This is a genomic window from Rothia nasimurium (assembly GCF_928391935.1).
Classification (GTDB): domain Bacteria; phylum Actinomycetota; class Actinomycetes; order Actinomycetales; family Micrococcaceae; genus Rothia; species Rothia nasimurium_D.
Map to the genome: position 1 here is coordinate 200,004 of NZ_CAKMTD010000001.1, position 15,622 is coordinate 215,625.

The 15,622-nt window shown below is 58.6% G+C and carries 14 protein-coding genes and 1 tRNA gene; 6 read left to right on the plus strand and 9 right to left on the minus strand.

From position 1 onward, the window contains the following. The first annotated feature begins 92 nt into the window (after nucleotides 1-92). Entirely contained in the window at nucleotides 93-677 is a 585-nt protein-coding gene (epsC, locus tag L7A15_RS00975) for a serine O-acetyltransferase EpsC (protein WP_237187828.1), read from the plus strand. A gap of 74 nt (nucleotides 678-751) precedes the next feature. Here epsC and gndA read toward each other — a convergent pair whose 3' ends face one another. The 4 genes from gndA to L7A15_RS00995 form a co-directional block, all read right to left on the minus strand. After that, nucleotides 752-2,230, minus strand: a complete 1,479-nt coding sequence (gene gndA / locus L7A15_RS00980; protein ID WP_237187827.1) for an NADP-dependent phosphogluconate dehydrogenase — start codon at nucleotides 2,228-2,230, stop codon at nucleotides 752-754. Nucleotides 2,231-2,329: 99 nt separating this feature from the next. Next, the gene (locus L7A15_RS00985) at nucleotides 2,330-2,512 is read right to left on the minus strand and encodes a hypothetical protein (RefSeq protein ID WP_237187826.1); all 183 of its coding nucleotides are present in this window, start codon (nucleotides 2,510-2,512) and stop codon (nucleotides 2,330-2,332) included. Between the two features lie 140 nt (nucleotides 2,513-2,652). Further along, nucleotides 2,653-2,725, minus strand: a tRNA-Val gene (locus L7A15_RS00990). Nucleotides 2,726-2,968: 243 nt separating this feature from the next. Further along, complete coding sequence (locus L7A15_RS00995) at nucleotides 2,969-3,343, minus strand: DUF3052 domain-containing protein (protein ID WP_237187912.1); 375 nt, start codon at nucleotides 3,341-3,343, stop codon at nucleotides 2,969-2,971. Between the two features lie 432 nt (nucleotides 3,344-3,775). On the opposite strand from L7A15_RS00995, the gene aceE reads away from it, so the two are divergent. The 5 genes from aceE to fabF all read left to right on the plus strand — a co-directional run bounded on the left by aceE (nucleotide 3,776) and on the right by fabF (nucleotide 10,491). Then, nucleotides 3,776-6,487: a pyruvate dehydrogenase (acetyl-transferring), homodimeric type gene (aceE, locus tag L7A15_RS01000; RefSeq protein WP_237187825.1), complete on the plus strand. Its 2,712-nt coding sequence runs from the start codon at nucleotides 3,776-3,778 to the stop codon at nucleotides 6,485-6,487. A 219-nt stretch (nucleotides 6,488-6,706) separates the two neighbouring features. Beyond that, nucleotides 6,707-7,606, plus strand: a complete 900-nt coding sequence (locus tag L7A15_RS01005) for an ACP S-malonyltransferase (protein ID WP_237187824.1) — start codon at nucleotides 6,707-6,709, stop codon at nucleotides 7,604-7,606. A 31-nt stretch (nucleotides 7,607-7,637) separates the two neighbouring features. Continuing rightward, nucleotides 7,638-8,663: a beta-ketoacyl-ACP synthase III gene (locus L7A15_RS01010; protein ID WP_237207895.1), complete on the plus strand. Its 1,026-nt coding sequence runs from the start codon at nucleotides 7,638-7,640 to the stop codon at nucleotides 8,661-8,663. A gap of 230 nt (nucleotides 8,664-8,893) precedes the next feature. Next, a complete protein-coding gene (locus tag L7A15_RS01015) occupies nucleotides 8,894-9,133 on the plus strand; it encodes an acyl carrier protein (protein ID WP_083091228.1) in 240 nt (79 codons plus the stop codon). Nucleotides 9,134-9,219: 86 nt separating this feature from the next. Further along, nucleotides 9,220-10,491: a beta-ketoacyl-ACP synthase II gene (gene fabF, locus L7A15_RS01020; protein WP_237188153.1), complete on the plus strand. Its 1,272-nt coding sequence runs from the start codon at nucleotides 9,220-9,222 to the stop codon at nucleotides 10,489-10,491. A gap of 56 nt (nucleotides 10,492-10,547) precedes the next feature. On the opposite strand, the gene L7A15_RS01025 is transcribed toward fabF, so the two are convergent. The 5 genes from L7A15_RS01025 to L7A15_RS01045 all read right to left on the minus strand — a co-directional run bounded on the left by L7A15_RS01025 (nucleotide 10,548) and on the right by L7A15_RS01045 (nucleotide 15,432). Next, a complete protein-coding gene (locus L7A15_RS01025; RefSeq protein WP_237191672.1) occupies nucleotides 10,548-11,069 on the minus strand; it encodes a DUF3145 family protein in 522 nt (173 codons plus the stop codon). A 52-nt stretch (nucleotides 11,070-11,121) separates the two neighbouring features. Then, complete coding sequence (locus L7A15_RS01030) at nucleotides 11,122-12,129, minus strand: tyrosine recombinase XerC (protein ID WP_272878652.1); 1,008 nt, start codon at nucleotides 12,127-12,129, stop codon at nucleotides 11,122-11,124. 89 nt (nucleotides 12,130-12,218) lie between these two features. After that, nucleotides 12,219-13,460, minus strand: coding sequence for a DNA-processing protein DprA (dprA, locus tag L7A15_RS01035; protein WP_237207896.1), 1,242 nt, complete (start codon nucleotides 13,458-13,460; stop codon nucleotides 12,219-12,221). Next, nucleotides 13,457-15,007, minus strand: coding sequence for a YifB family Mg chelatase-like AAA ATPase (locus L7A15_RS01040; protein ID WP_237207897.1), 1,551 nt, complete (start codon nucleotides 15,005-15,007; stop codon nucleotides 13,457-13,459). The genes dprA and L7A15_RS01040 overlap by 4 nt, the downstream gene beginning before the upstream one ends. A gap of 2 nt (nucleotides 15,008-15,009) precedes the next feature. Continuing rightward, the gene (locus L7A15_RS01045; protein WP_336603506.1) at nucleotides 15,010-15,432 is read right to left on the minus strand and encodes a YraN family protein; all 423 of its coding nucleotides are present in this window, start codon (nucleotides 15,430-15,432) and stop codon (nucleotides 15,010-15,012) included. Between the last annotated feature and the right edge of the window lie 190 nt (nucleotides 15,433-15,622).

A 15,622-nucleotide genomic window follows, 5' to 3' on the forward strand; every position in this document is an offset into this window, starting at 1 on the left:
GCGAGGCGGTAGCTAGGGCCGGGAATAGACCTGGCCCTAGAATCGTTATGAGCAGGTAAGCCGAGCTATAACCAGAAGAAAGGGGCCTACCTTTGAACTTTCGTGACCGCTTGCGGGAGGATATCGAAACCGTCCGCGCCCACGATCCAGCGGCCCGAGGCGATCTAGAGATCCTGATCAACTACTCAGGTATGCACGCCGTCTGGGTCCACCGCCTGGCCCACCGGCTCTGGCAGAAGGATTCCACCAAGACCCTGGCTAGGACGCTGAGCCAGTTTGCCCGCTTTTTAACCGGGGTTGAGATCCACCCGGGGGCCACCATTGGCCGTCGTTTCTTTATCGATCACGGTATGGGTGTTGTGATTGGTGAAACTGCCGAAATTGGTGATGACGTCATGCTCTATCACGGGGTGACCCTGGGGGGCCGTTCCCTGGAGAAGGGTAAACGCCACCCCACCATTGGCGACCGGGTGACGATTGGGGCCGGGGCCAAGGTCCTAGGCCCGGTTCATATCGGGGCTGATTCTGCGATTGGTGGCAATTCTGTGGTGGTTCATGACCACCCTGAGGACTCCATTATCACAGGTATTCCGGCGCGGTCCCGTCCTCGCACCCCCGAGAACAAGAAACCGCTGGTCGACGCCGTCGAGTACGTCGACCCGACCATGTGGATCTAGTTTCTCTTGGGACTCACAACAGAAAGGACCGGCTCACACGAGCCGGTCCTTTCTCTTTTCACCTGGTGGTGATGTTAGTGGGTGTGGGAGTCCTCAGCGTTGATTTCGCTGCGGTCGCCGCTCCACTCGGTGTGCCACATGCCCTCTGAGTCGATACGACCGTAGGTGTGGGCACCGAAGAAGTCACGCTGGCCCTGAATCAGGGCAGCGGGCAGGCGCTTGCGGCGCAGGCCGTCGTAGTAGCTCAGGGAGGAGGCAAAGACGGGGACGGGCACGCCCTCGGCGGTTGCCTTGGCGACGACGCGACGCCAGGAGGGTACGAGCTCTTCCATCAGCTTCTTGAAACCGGGGGCCAGCAGCATGTTGGCGGGGGTCTCGTTCTTGTAAGCGTTCATGATTTCGCCCAGCAATTCTGCACGGATAATGCAGCCTGCGCGCCAGAGACCTGCGATGACGTCGAGCTTGAGGTCCCAGCCGTACTCGTCGCCTGCCTTGGCCAGCATGTCCAGGCCCTGGGCGTAGGAGACTAGCTTGGAGGCAAAGAGGGCCTTGCGGACGTCCTCGATGAACTCTTCGTCGCCGTTGGCAACAGCGGTGGTGGCGATCAGACCAGCAGGCAGTTCAGCCTGGGCCTGGGCGCGGGCTTCGGGGTTGCCGGAGGAGAGGGCGCGGGCAAAGACAGACTCAGCAATGCCGGAAACAGGGGCGCCGAGGTCCAGGGCGGCCTGGACGGTCCAGCGGCCGGTACCCTTCTGGCCGGCCTCATCGACGATCACGTCAACCAGGGGCTTGCCGGTCTTAGCATCGACCTGGGCCAGGACCTCAGCGGTGATTTCGATCAGGTAGGAATTGAGGTCGGTGGTGTTCCACTGCTTGAAGATTTCTGCCTGTTCGGCAGGCTCTACCCCGGCAACAGTGCGGAGCAGGTCGTAAGCTTCACCAATGACCTGCATGTCGGCGTACTCGATACCGTTGTGGACCATCTTGACGAAGTGACCAGCGCCATCGGTTGAAATCCAGGCGCAGCAGGGGTCGCCGTTAGGGGCCTTAGCGGAGATTTTTTCGAGCAGGGGGCCGAGAGATTCGTAGGACTTAGCGGAGCCACCGGGCATGATGGAGGGGCCGTTCAGGGCGCCCTCTTCACCGCCGGAGACACCGATACCGACGAAGTGCAGGCCCTTTTCGGCCAGGGCACGCTCGCGGCGGATGGTGTCGGGGAAGTGGGAGTTACCGCCGTCGATGATGACGTCGCCTTCATCGAGCAGGGGTTCGAGCTGTTCAATGACGGCGTCGACGGGGCCGCCTGCCTTCACCATAATCAGGATGCGGCGGGGAGCTTCGAGAGAGTCGACCAGTTCCTGCAGGGTCTCGGTACGGATGAAGTCGCCTTCATCGCCGTGGGCCTCAAGCAGGGCATCGGTCTTTTCAACGGAACGGTTGTGCAGGGCTACGGTGTAGCCGTTACGGGCCAGGTTGCGGGCTAGGTTAGCGCCCATGACGGCCAGGCCGGTGACACCAATCTGTGCCTTGCGGGCAGTATTGTTTTCAGTCATGCCTTAAAGACTACGCTGATTGCCTTGGTTTACGCTCCTTGAGCACCAGAGACGCCCTAATCTCTCATATTCTGGGAAGCCCAGTATCAGGTGTTGGGCTTATTCGTAGGTGTCAGTGAAGAGAACCCAGAGGGCCGCAGCCCCAATCACCCCAGCCAGGACGGCAAAAATAGACCACATAGTCACATAGGTTCCCTGGGTGATGAAGAAGATAGAGATGAGGAACCAGGTGACAGAAAGAAAAACAGCAGTGAAGTTTCGGGGTTTGAAGTTCTTATTCATGGGAGCTTTCACCAAATCATGTGAGGGGTAGGACGCCTGCGCCCCACCTACCCATTGTAGGGGCAGGTCAGCTGTAGTTGGGCAGACTGGGCAGCTTTGATACACGAAAAAGCCCCACACCGAAGTGTGGGGCTCCTTTGTGGGTCCTACCGGGATCGAACCGATGACATCCACGGTGTAAACGTGGCGCTCTACCAGCTGAGCTAAAGACCCAAGTGTTTTCCGCGTTATCTCTCGCGGCAACAGGTAATACTTTACGCACTCTGAAACCGGTGTGCAAATCAGAAAAGCACAAAGAGGGCCGCTTTCTGACTGTTTACACCAAACATGCGCCAGAAAATATCACCCTGACTAGGCCATATATTTTTTAGAAAATTTTCTAACTTTTTCCACCCCTCCCCCAGATAGACCGGACCCCGCACCGGCAAGCCGGGGCGGGGTCCGTCCTTACATACCTTATTTACCCTGCTTCATCACCAGGCGGAAAGCCGCCCAGTCCCGTGACAGGGCCTCAGAGGTCGTCACATGTAAACCTGCCAAAGGGGCAGCCTCCTGAATCTCAACAGGGGGCACATGCCCCTCCCTGCCGTTCTTCGGAGTCAAAAGCCAAATCACTCCCCCGTCGTCCAGGGTAGCCAGGACGTCAACGAGACCATCAACCAGGTCCCCGTCATCTGACCGCCACCACAAGAGAACAGCATCAACGACGTCTTGATCGTCCTCATCTAGAAGCTCAGAGCCAATCCAATCCTCAAGAGAATCGCGAAACTCAAAATCTACATCGTCGTCGTAACCAAATTCCTGCACCAGGCTGTCAGCAACAAGCCCCATGAGGGCTCCAACGTTTTTCTCGGTGGCACCGGTGGCGCTCACGCACGTCCTCCAAAATCTCTAGGAAACAAGAGGGTGAACACATCACCCAAAACCACCACCCACCACAGCAGGCAGTAGATCCACTACCTACTGAACACGCAAACCGGCACCAAATCAACAGAACACGGGCAAAAAGACCCCCAAAATTTCACCAACAGACAAAGGACGAACAAGTGACGGCTATTTCACACCCCCAAACCCCGTCCTGACTAACCATCAGCGGGCTGTTATGTGACAACATAGAGGGTGAGTTGTCTGACGCAGCCCCACCCCGGCAGCCCAGACAAAAAACAAGATTCGCTGAACCACCCCACTGGGCGGGCCAGCGACAAAACCCCTACAACATAGAGAGGTTGACTAGTGGGACCCTCAGAAACGAACGATCACGTTTTGAGCGCACTGACCAACAGCTTCACCGACATCGACCCCGAAGAGACCAGCGAATGGATTGAATCCTTCGATGACCTCGTCGAGGCCCACGGAACCGAACGTGCGCAGTTCATCGTCCGCTCCCTCATGCAGCGGGCAGGTCAGAAGTCCATCACCGTCCCGATGGTGACCACCACTGACTACGTCAACACCATCCCCGTCGACCAGGAACCCGAATACCCTGGCGACGAGCAGATTGAACGTCGTTACCGCGCCATGCTCCGTTGGAACGCAGCCATCATGGTTCAACGCGCCCAGAAGGCAACCATCGGTGTAGGCGGCCACATTTCTTCCTACGCAGGTGTCGCTACCCTCTACGAGGTAGGCTTCAACCACTTCTTCCGCGGCCGCAACCACCCCGGTGGCGGCGACCAGATCTTCTTCCAGGGCCACTCATCCCCCGGCAACTACGCCCGTGCCTTCCTTGAAGGCCGCATCACCGAAGAGCAGCTCGACGGTTTCCGCCAGGAAAAGACCAAGGAAGGCAACCACCTGCCCTCCTACCCCCACCCCCGCAACCTGCCCGACTTCTGGCAGTTCCCCACCGTCTCCATGGGTCTTGGCCCCCTGAACGCCATCCACCAGGCCCAGTTCAACAAGTACCTGCACAACCGCGGTATCAAGGACACCTCCCAGCAGCACGTCTGGGCCTTCCTGGGCGACGGCGAAATGGACGAGCCCGAGTCACGCGGTGCCCTGCAGCTGGCTGCCAACGACAAGCTCGATAACCTGACCTTCGTCGTCAACTGCAACCTGCAGCGTCTGGACGGCCCTGTTCGCGGTAACGGCAAGATTGTTCAGGAACTCGAAGCTTTCTTCCGTGGCGCAGGCTGGAACGTCATCAAGGTCCTCTGGGGCCGCGAATGGGACGCCCTGCTTGAAAAGGACAAGTCCGGCGAGCTCGTCCGCATCATGAACGAAACCCGCGATGGCGACTACCAGACCTACAAGGCTGAGTCCGGCGGCTTCATCCGCGAACACTTCTTCGGCCAGACCCCCGAAACCAAGGAACTCGTCGCCGACATGACCGACGACGAAATCTGGGCTATGAAGCGCGGTGCCCACGACTACCAGAAGGTCTACGCCGCATTCAAGGCCGCCATGGAACACAAGGGCCAGCCCACCGTCGTCCTGGCACAGTCCGTCAAGGGCTACGGCCTGGGCGCCAGCTTCGAGGCTCGCAACGCGACCCACCAGATGAAGAAGCTGTCCATGGACGACCTCAAGCAGTTCCGCGACCACCTGCGGATCCCTATCTCCGACGAGGAGCTGGAGAAGGACCTCTACAACCCGCCCTACTACCACCCCGGCAAGGACTCCGAGGAATACAAGTACCTCATGGCCCGCCGCGAGGCCCTGGGCGGCTTCGTCCCCTCCCGCAAGAACGTCCAGCCCGAAATCACCCTGCCCTCTGACAAGGCCTACAAGGGCGCCTTCAAGGGCACCGGCAAGCAGATGGCTGCAACCACCATGACCTTTGTGCGCCTGCTCAAGGACCTCATGCGTGAAAAGGACTTCGGCCACCGCATCGTGCCCATCATCCCCGATGAGGCCCGTACCTTCGGTATGGACTCCTACTTCCCCACCGCCAAGATTTACAACCCCAACGGCCAGAACTACCTGGCAGTTGACCGTGAACTGATGCTGGCCTACAAGGAATCCCCCGAGGGCAAGATCATTCACGTCGGTATCAACGAGGCCGGTGGTACTGCCGCCTTCACTGCTGTAGGTTCCTCCTACGACACCCACGGCGAGCCCATGATCCCGGTCTACATCTTCTACTCCATGTTCGGCTTCCAGCGCACCGGCGACGCCTTCTGGGCTGCCGGTGACCAGCTGACCCGTGGCTTCATCATGGGTGCAACCGCTGGCCGCACCACCCTAACCGGTGAGGGCCTGCAGCACGCTGACGGCCACTCCCCGATCCTGGCTGGTACCAACCCCGCAGTGATCCACTACGATCCCGCTTTCGGCTACGAAATCGGCCACATCGTCAAGCGCGGTATCGAGCACATGTACGGCACCAAGGACGAAGACCACAACGTGATGTACTACATCACCGTCTACAACGAGCCGATCCAGCACCCTGCTGAGCCCGAAAACCTGGACGTTGACGGCCTGCTCGGTGGTATCTACCGCTTCAGCGAGGCAAAGAACGACGGCCCCCGCGCCCAGATTCTTGCCTCCGGTGTGGCTGTTCCCTGGGCTGAAAAGGCCCAGCAGATCCTGGCCGAGGACTGGGGCGTATCCGCCGACGTCTGGTCCGTCACCTCCTGGACCAACCTGCGTCGCGACGGCCTGGCCGCCGAGCGTGAACTGCTCAACGACCCGACCGCTGCCCCCCGCACCCCCTTCGTTGCCAAGCAGCTCGAAGGCGCAACCGGCCCCATCGTTGCCGTGTCTGACTACCAGACCGACCTCATGGACGGTATCCGCCAGTTCGTTCCCAACGAATTTGCAACCCTGGGTGCTGACGGCTTCGGCTTCTCAGACACCCGCGCCGGTGCCCGCCGCTTCTTCAAGATCGACGCCGAATCCATCGTCGTCCGTACCCTGCAGATGCTGGCCAAGCGCGGTGAAGTCCCCGCAGACGCCCCCGCCAAGGCATTTGAGAAGTACGATCTCAACAACATCAATGCAGGTACCTCCGGTACCGCAGGTGGCGACGCCTAGGCCCTAGCCCCACTGATGTGACCAGCAGCCCCCGAGTATATTTCTCGGGGGCTGCTTGCCTACCCGGGCCAGTCTTTTCTGTGAGTTTGCCTGGCATTGTCTCACCGGTGCGGTGGATTGCTCCTGAGAAGACTTTCAGGAGTAGGATATTTATTTGAAAGAAAAGCTGGTATCTTTCAAGTTCCGGCTGATAACTGATTTTTAGAGGCGGTAGAACGCGTGAAAGCACTGGTATGCCCCGGGCAGGGTTCCCAAAAGCCCGGTTTCCTCACTGAATGGTTGGAGCTGGACGGAGTAGCAGAACGCCTGCGCCGTCTCTCAGAGGCCGTAGACCTGGACCTGATTCACTACGGCACTGAGGCCGATGAAGAAACCATCAAAGATACCGCAATCGCCCAGCCCCTGATTGTGGCAGCCGGACTAGTCACCGGTCGCCTAGCCCAGAAAGCCCTCCAGGGTCAGGAGCTAGTGTATGCCGGGCACTCCGTGGGTGAAATCACCGCCTCAGCCCTCGCCGGGGTACTCAGCGAAGAAGAAGCCATGAAGTTCATCAAGGTACGAGCCACCGGCATGGCCCAGGCTGCAGCCGCCGTACCAACCGGCATGACCGCCGTGCTAGGCGGAGTTGAGGACGAGGTCCGCGCAGCTATTGCCTCAGCAGGTTTAACTGCTGCCAACTCCAACGGAGCCGGGCAAATTGTAGCCGCTGGCTCCCTCGAAGCCCTTGCTGCATTTGCAGAAAATCCCCCTGCCAAGACCCGGGTTATCCCCCTCAAGGTAGCCGGTGCTTTCCATACCGACTACATGGCCGACGCCCAAGGCCCCCTGGCCGACTACGCCGCAGGTATCAAGGCAGGCGAGCCAACTGCCACCCTCCTGTCAAACTTTGACGGCAAGCCCGTCACCACCGGCCAGGCAGCCCTCGACTCCCTGGTAGCCCAGGTGACCCGCCCCGTCCGCTGGGATCTTTGCATGGCAACCCTCGGTGAACTGGCCGTAGACCAGATCATTGAAGTAGCCCCGGCTGGAACCCTGGTTGGCCTCGCCAAGCGCGGACTCAAGGGAGTACCCGGCACCGCCATCTCCTCCCCCGCTGACCTCGACACCCTCCAGGCCTAAACAGCCCAAGCCCCGAGAAAGGTTTTCCACTGTGACTACCCTCAAGCAGGTAGAAATCAACCGCTACTCCCGCATTCTGGGCTACGGCGCAGCCCGCCCAGATCTTCTGGTGACCAACGACGATATCGCTGGGCCTATTGACTCCTCTGACGAATGGATTGTCCAGCGCACCGGCATTAAAACCCGTCACCGGGCTTCAGAAAAAATTTCGGTCACTGATCTTGCCGTGGGCGCCGCCCAGGACGCCCTGGCTGCTGCAGGCGTCCAGGGGGAAGACCTTGACGCCGTCATCGTCGCAACCATCTCCCACCCCTACGCCACCCCCGCCCTGGCGACCCTCGTCGCCGAAGCGGTCGGCTCCAAGGCCCCGGCCTACGATATTTCTGCCGCCTGCGCCGGTTTCTGCTATGGCATTGCCCAGGCTGACGCCCTGGTCCGCTCCGGTACCGCCCAGAAGGTCCTGGTCATTGGTGTAGAGAAGCTCTCAGACTTCATCGACAACACCGAACGCACTATCTCCTTCCTCCTAGGCGACGGCGCAGGCGCGGCTGTTGTCGGTGTTTCTGACGAGCCGGGTATTGGCCCCACTGTTTGGGGCTCGGACGGCGAGCGCTGGGGGGCTGTGGGCATGACCCACTCCCTGCTTGAAATCCGTAACCGTGACTTTGTGGCCAACCCGGTGCAGGAGGGTGAGAAGCTCTGGCCAACCCTGCGCCAGGACGGCCAGACTGTTTTCCGCTGGGCTGTGTGGGAGATGGCCAAGGTGGCCCAGCAGGCCCTGGACGCTGCCGGGGTCACTGCGGAGGATCTGGGTGCCTTGGTGACCCATCAGGCGAATATGCGGATTATCGATCAGATGGTCAAGACCCTGAAGCTGCCTGAGTCTGTGCTGGTGGCCCGTGATATTGAGTGTGCTGGTAATACCTCAGCGGCTTCGGTGCCCCTGGCAGCCCACCAGTTGCTGCAAGATCACCCGGAGCTGTCAGGTCAGCTTGCCCTCCAGATCGGTTTTGGTGCTGGCCTGGCCTATGCGGCTCAGGTGGTTCGCCTCCCCTAAGTGGCAGCTTGTAGGCCTGTCACCAGCCTCAATTATTTTGATAAATGTAAGATTTATTTCAAAATTTTGGGGCGTCAGAACTACAGTTAGCCCAAATGAGCGTCTACACTCATGTGTGGAGGCTAATGCTCCTCGCGAGCTATGAAAATTTTAGCCCTGTCCAGGTTTGATAGCCGGGGCAGTAGACAGATAGCGGCTTTTGTCGCTCTACCCGTAATAAAGGAGCCAAGATGGCAGATCAGAACGAGATCCTCGCAGGTCTTGCAGAAATCGTAAACGAAGAGACTGGCGTTGAGGTTGAGGATGTTCAGCTGGACAAGTCTTTCACTGAAGACCTGGACATCGATTCCATCTCTATGATGACCATCGTTGTCAACGCTGAAGAGAAGTTCGGTGTCACCATCCCCGACGAAGAGGTCAAGAACCTCAAGACCGTCGGCGATGCAGTTAACTTCATTGCTAACGCCTAAAGAGCGTTGAAAAAGGTTGGGCACGCACTGGTTCGTGTCCAACCTCCTTTTTTCTTTCACCCCCTCAGTATTCATGAAGGATTAAGATGACTCGAAAAGTTGTGGTCACCGGCTTAGGTGCTATTACCCCGATTGGTGCGGATGTTCCGACCACCTGGCAGAATGCTCTGGCTGGTGTTTCTGGTATCAGCACTATTGATGAGCCCTGGGTCAGCGAGTATGACCTTCCGGTTTCTATCGCGGGTCAGGTTGCCCAGGATGCGGTTGAAACTGGCCGCATCACTAAGGTTGAGGCGAAGCGTCTTGATCCTTCTGGTCAGCTTGCCCTGGTGGCTGCTCGTGAGGCCTGGGAGGACGCCGGTTTTAGCGGGCCTGATGCTGAGGCCGCTGAGGAATGTGACCCGTTGCGTACTGCGGTTGCTTTTGGCACTGGTATTGGTGGCGTGTGGACCCTCCTGGATGCCTGGGATACCCTGCGGGAGAAGGGGCCGCGTCGTATGTTGCCGATGACGGTTCCTATGCTCATGCCCAACTCTAATGCGGCGGCTGTTTCGATGAACCTGAAGGCCCGTGGTTCTGCCCAGACTGTGGTGTCTGCCTGTGCTTCGTCTACTGAGGCTCTTGAACTGGGCTTGATGTTGATTCGTTCGGGTAAGGCTGATGTGGTGATTGCTGGTGGTTCTGAGGCCGCTATTCATCCGATGACTATTGGGGCTTTTGCGAAGATGCAGGCCCTTTCTACCCGCAATGATGACCCGCAGGGTGCTTCCCGTCCGTATGATACGGGCCGTGATGGCTTTGTGATGGGTGAGGGCGGTGCTGCCTTGATTCTTGAGTCTGAGGAGCATGCTCGTGCTCGCGGTGCCCGTATTTATGCTGAGCTTGCTGGCACCGGTGTTTCAGCTGATGCCCACCACATTACGGCCCCGGATCCGGCGGCCCTGGGTGCTACCCGGGCCCTGCGGGAGGCCCTGGCTGATGGCGGTATTGCCCCTGAGCAGGTGGTGCATGTGAATGCCCATGCGACCTCTACCCCTGTGGGTGATATTCCTGAGTCCTTGGCCCTGCGTGAGGTCTTTGGTGAGCATACGAGCAAGGTTGCTGTGTCGGCTACGAAGTCTATGACCGGTCACTTGCTGGGTGGGGCTGGTGCCCTTGAGGCTGTATTGACCGTCCTTGCCCTGCACCACCGGAAGGCACCCTGCACCATTAACCTGGTGGATAAGGACCCTGAGATTGACTTGGATGTTGTCACGGAGGCCCGTGACCTGCCCGCTGGGGAGATTGCAGCGGTCTCTAACTCCTTCGGTTTTGGCGGCCATAATGCTGTTGCTGCTTTCAAGAGCGTTGAAAGCTAAGTAAATTCTTGTGTTAAGTAAAACCTCCTTCCCCTGTGGTGGGGAAGGAGGTTTTCTTATGCGGTAGATGCCCGCCGGACGATTGCGTTGGGTTGGCTTGCAAAGGCCTGCCGGTAGGGCTCTAGTTGTTCGTCCCAGGGCTCCCCTAGGGCTAATGAGAACTGACGGTAGAGTTCGCTGTAGTCCCCGGCTGCTTGTTCAAAGGCATATTTGATGCGGTCTTCGGTCACAGTGAAGTTGCCCTGGCGGTCTACGGGGACTGTGCAGATGCCGAGGATAGGGGTGTGCATGATTCGCAGGGCGTCGCTGCCCTGTGTTGCCCGTTCGGTGATTTCGAAGTAGGTGGATCCCACCGGCCGGAGGGCTGATGCTAGACGGGCTGCAGTGCCTGGTGCGCCTTCCCAAATGAGGGTGGTACACAGGTGACCTGGTAGGTGGGGCTGGGGTTTCCAGGTGAGGTTGGCCCCCTGGCCTAGAACTGAGTCCAGTGCCCATTCGAGATGGCGTGTGAGGGCTGCGGGTGAAGCGTGCAGGAAGATGTACCCACTGGTTTGTTCTGGGGTTTGGTGCGGGGACAAGGGCTGCAGGGCTTCTTTCATAGTGGTTCTATTCTACGGTGGTGGCTGGTGTTTAGGCTCTGGGGTGGGCCCGATGGTAGGCGGCAGCTAGGCGTTCTACGGAGACGTGTGTGTAGACCTGGGTGGTGGCGAGAGAGCTGTGGCCTAGAAATTCTTGGACGGCTCGGATGTCTGCCCCTCCATCGACCATGTGAGTCGCTGCGGTATGGCGGAAGACGTGGGCCCCTGTTGCCGTGGTGTCGTGCAGGGTTGAGAGCAGAAGGGTGAGGTCGTGTCGGATTTGGCGGGGGTTTGCTCGTTTGCCTCTTGGGCCAATGAGGAGGGCGTGCTGGGGGGCTGGTGCTTGGCCTGTTTCTGGGTGGGCGGGTTGGAGCCACTGGGGTCGTCCCTTGCTGACCCAGCGGTTGAGGGCTTTGAGGGCGGGCTGGCCCAGGGGTATGATGCGTTCCTTGTTTCCTTTACCGATGACCCGGACGGTAAGGTTGGTTCTGTCGATGCTGGTGAGGTCTAGGTTGCATAGTTCTGAGATTCGGAGCCCCGTTGCGTAGAGCACTTCGAGTGTCGCATTGAGTCGGAGCAGCCTGGGGTTGGTGGGGTCCTCAGTGAGTGCCTTGATGAGGGTTGTGTTGAGTTGGTGGATGTGGGCCTGGCTCAGGACGTCCGGCAGATGCTTTTCTTTTTTGGGGGTGGTGAGCTTGAGAGCCGGGTTCTGGGAAATCAGTTCTTCGTCTTCAGCCCAGGCAAAGAAGGTGCGTAAGGACGACGTCCGCCGGGCTATTGAGGACCGGGCGGCTTGTTGCCGGTGGTGTTGGGCCAGCCAGGCCCGGAGTAGCTCAAGTGTGATCTGGGAGAGGTGGGTGATGCCCCTCCGTCGGGCGAAGCCAAAGAAGTCGTTGAGATCTGATTGGTAGGACCGAATTGTCTCTGGGGAGCGGTGCAATTCATAGGTGAGGTACCTACGGTAGGACTCCAGGGCCAGGGCCAGTTCCCTGTCTTCTGTAATATCGGAGGGGCCGATTTTGAGGGTGGTTGGGTTTTCTCCGGCCTCTTGTGCCTTCAATTGCTTCTCCTCCCCTCCCGGCGACGTGTGTAGGCCACCTGATGCGGTGTGAAGCCCTTTGCTGTACGTGTTGTTTCATTCTATCGGGTCTAGGTGAGGCTGGCCTTTGTCTTTTTCCACCCCTGATCTATGTTCTCTGCCAAACTCAGGCTTCGAAGTTGTGATAGGGCCATCATGACGGTACGAGCTGGCACCGATGAGTCAGCAGCGATAGCGTCAACGGTTGCGCTTGATCGTACAGGAAGGCAGTCCCACACCCGCCGCTGGATTTCTGTGAGGGTATCAATCATGTCCTGGTGTCCTCCTGCTGTCGTTTCGAAGAGGCTCAGTTCGGCAGGTTCTGATAGGTTGAGCCCTCCTGCTGTGATGTGCTTGGCGTCTGTTATCAGTTGAGCCAGGCCGTCGCGGATGAGCCGGTGGCAGCCTTCAGAGCTGGGTGAGAAAATGGGGCCGGGGACAGCGTACAGGGTTCTTCCCATCTCTACGGCGTGATGGGCAGTATTGAGAGCCCCGCTGCGCCACCGAGCTTCGACGACCACGGTACTGTGGGCTAGGGCGGCTATCATTCTGTTACGGTCCAGGAACCTGTAGCGGGTAGGATTTTGCCCCAAGGGCACCTCGCTGAGTATCAGACCTTGGTCAATGATTTCTCTCAGGATGTGCTCGTTGCTTTTGGGGTAGAGCCGGTCAAGGCCTCCTGCCATGAACGCGAGGGTTGGGACTGCCGCCGTCCCGAGGGCCAATGCAGCCTTGTGGGCTGTCGCATCTATTCCAAATGCTCCACCAGAAATGACGGTCGTTCCAGCCTGGGCAAGATCACCTGCTATCTGACCTGTTGCTGAGTTGCCGTAGGCAGTCATGTCCCTCGATCCTACGATGGACACACACTTGGAATAGTCCAGCGAGCTCAAACGGCGCCGGTCTCCCCTACCCCACAGGGCGAAGGGGGTTTTCTCCGCCAGGTCGTTGAGGGCAGCAGGCCAGTCCGGGTCTTCTGGTACTACCAGCCAAGCCTTTACTGCCCTTGCCAGGGCGAGATCCTGGTCAGATGTGATACCTCCCCTCCGATGTTGCCATCGGTCTCGGCGGTCCATGACCCCCTGGTGGAGATTCCGTCGAAGGCCTGGGAGCTCTACCTGGGCTGAGTCCAGAGCATCATTCAAGACTGATGCCGTCAAGGGAACCCGGCCGGTTAGGTAGTTGGCAGTTTCCAGGGGCCCAAAAAGCTGGATAAGGGCTGCAGTCACAGGATCCTGGGGATCAGAAATTCGCAGAATCTCTGCCCTGGCTCGGCGGATAGGTTCAAGGTCTGGAGTGGGCTGGGAAGTCATGCGGAGATACTTTCTGTGCTGAGGTTTCTGAAGTACAGGGCCAAATCGAGGTGATCCTTGCCGGGGGTTGGCTTTCCGTCTAAATCGGCCAAGGTCCATGCTGTTCGAAGAACCCGGTCGAAGCCCCGTGCTGTCAGCGTTCCCCGGTCAAGAGCGTCCGAAAGGGAGGCTGTAAGCGAACCATCGAGTTTGAGGGGGCCGCGCAGGATCTTTCCATTGGTTTCGGAGTTGGTGAGTAAACCGAACGGGGCTAACCGCTGGCGTTGAGCCTCCCTGGCCTGAACAACTCTTGCGCGAATGGAGGACGACGACTCGTTGGTTCCACTTGCTGCAAGCTCTGAGGCTGTTACCTTTGGGACGGCAAGCTGAAGGTCAATTCGGTCAAGAAGGGGCCCCGATAATTTTCCAAAGTAGGCCCGACGTTCCCGCGCAGAGCAGGTACACGATAAGCCTCTACCTGTGTTATTTCCGCAGGGACAGGGATTAGCAGCCAGAATCAGCTGGAACCGAGCCGGATACGTGGCGGAGGAAGCTGACCGGTCGATGACGATTTCACCGCTCTCTAGGGGCTGCCGGAGGGAATCTAGGACGGTTCGTTTAAACTCAGGTGCTTCGTCAAGAAAGAGCACTCCTCGGTGGGCTTTCGACACGCAACCAGGTTTGGGGATCCCGCTTCCCCCTCCCAGAATGGCCGGAGAGGTCGCCGTGTGGTGGGGGGCCTCAAAGGGAGGGACCCTCATCAGTTCCTTGCGTGGGGCACCCGCTGCGCACAGGGAATGGATTGCTGTTACCTCCATGGCCGATTCGGTATCAAGCTGCGGCAATATGCTAGTAAGACGCTCAGCCAACATAGTTTTCCCGGAACCAGGTGGACCATTCAGGAGCAGGTGATGTCCGCCAGCTGCGGCTATTTCAAGTGCAAGTCTCCCCTCCTGCTGGCCTGATACATCAGCCATATCCGGGGAGACCAGGCTGTTGCCGCCTTCAGGTGATTCGGCCGGTGGACGGTGACGGGTTGGCCTACGGAGTTTGTCTGGCTCCTTGGCCCCGAGCGCAGCAAAAACTTCTGCCAGGCACGAAACCCCGGTGACGTCAGCACCGACCACAAGCTTGGCTTCTTCTGCGTTACCTCGCGGTACAACGATACTGGTGTAGCCGGCGTCCACGGCGGCTTTAACGGCAGGCAAAATACCTGCAATTTCCCGGACGCTGCCGTCCAACCCGGTCTCGCCCAAAAACACGGTGGTGCCCGAGGGCTTCAGCTCACCGTCCGCTTGGAGGGCAGCTACAACCATTGCGAGGTCAAAGGCTGTTCCCCTTTTCGGCAGGGTACTGGGTGAAAGGTTGACGGTCAGCTTTTGCTGAGGCAGGCCAATACCTGTGTTCTTTGCAGCCGATCGTATTCGGTCTTTTGCTTCCTGGAGGGAATGATCAGGAAGACCGAGCAGCACAAAGCCGGGTAAGGCTGCAGAGATATCTGCCTCAACTTCAATCACATGGCCAGAAACACCCACCAGGGCAACAGAATAGGTTCGGGCAAAACCCATCGCTAGACCACCGCCTTCCGGTGCTCAAAGGTGAAGTGATCCGGTGTTCCCCAGATAGCAACAGCGTCGATACGCAGGCCCCTGTAATCCCCGGTATTTTCTGAACACCAGGCATAGGCAAGTTCACGAAGCTTCTGGCCCTTGTCCCGGGTAATCGATTCAAAAGGGTGGCCAAAACCTTCACCGGTTCTGGTTTTCACCTCAACGAAGACCAGGTTGAGGTCCTGATCAACCATCACGCAGTCAATTTCCCCCCTCAGCCTCAACCCATCAGGGCCGGGCTGGGGCCTCCAGTTTTTATGGAGCAGGGTAAATCCTTGGTCTTGCAAAATACTGCAGGCTAGGGTTTCGCCCCAGCGGCCAACCGAACTGGAGCTGGAGGACAAGCCGTACTGTGGGCCCGAATAAGACATGGTTTCTCCCATCGAAAAGCACTAATCTGTGCCCTCATCATGGCCAAAGGTATATCCGCACTCCAAAAACAAAACAGCCTGTGAATAACCCTCCACCACTCTTATCCCACGCCAGAACCCCATTCTTTACCCCAAGACCCCATAAATGGTGAACCAGAACCGAACTATGACGCCCCACCCACCCCTGGGCTGGTCAGCTACT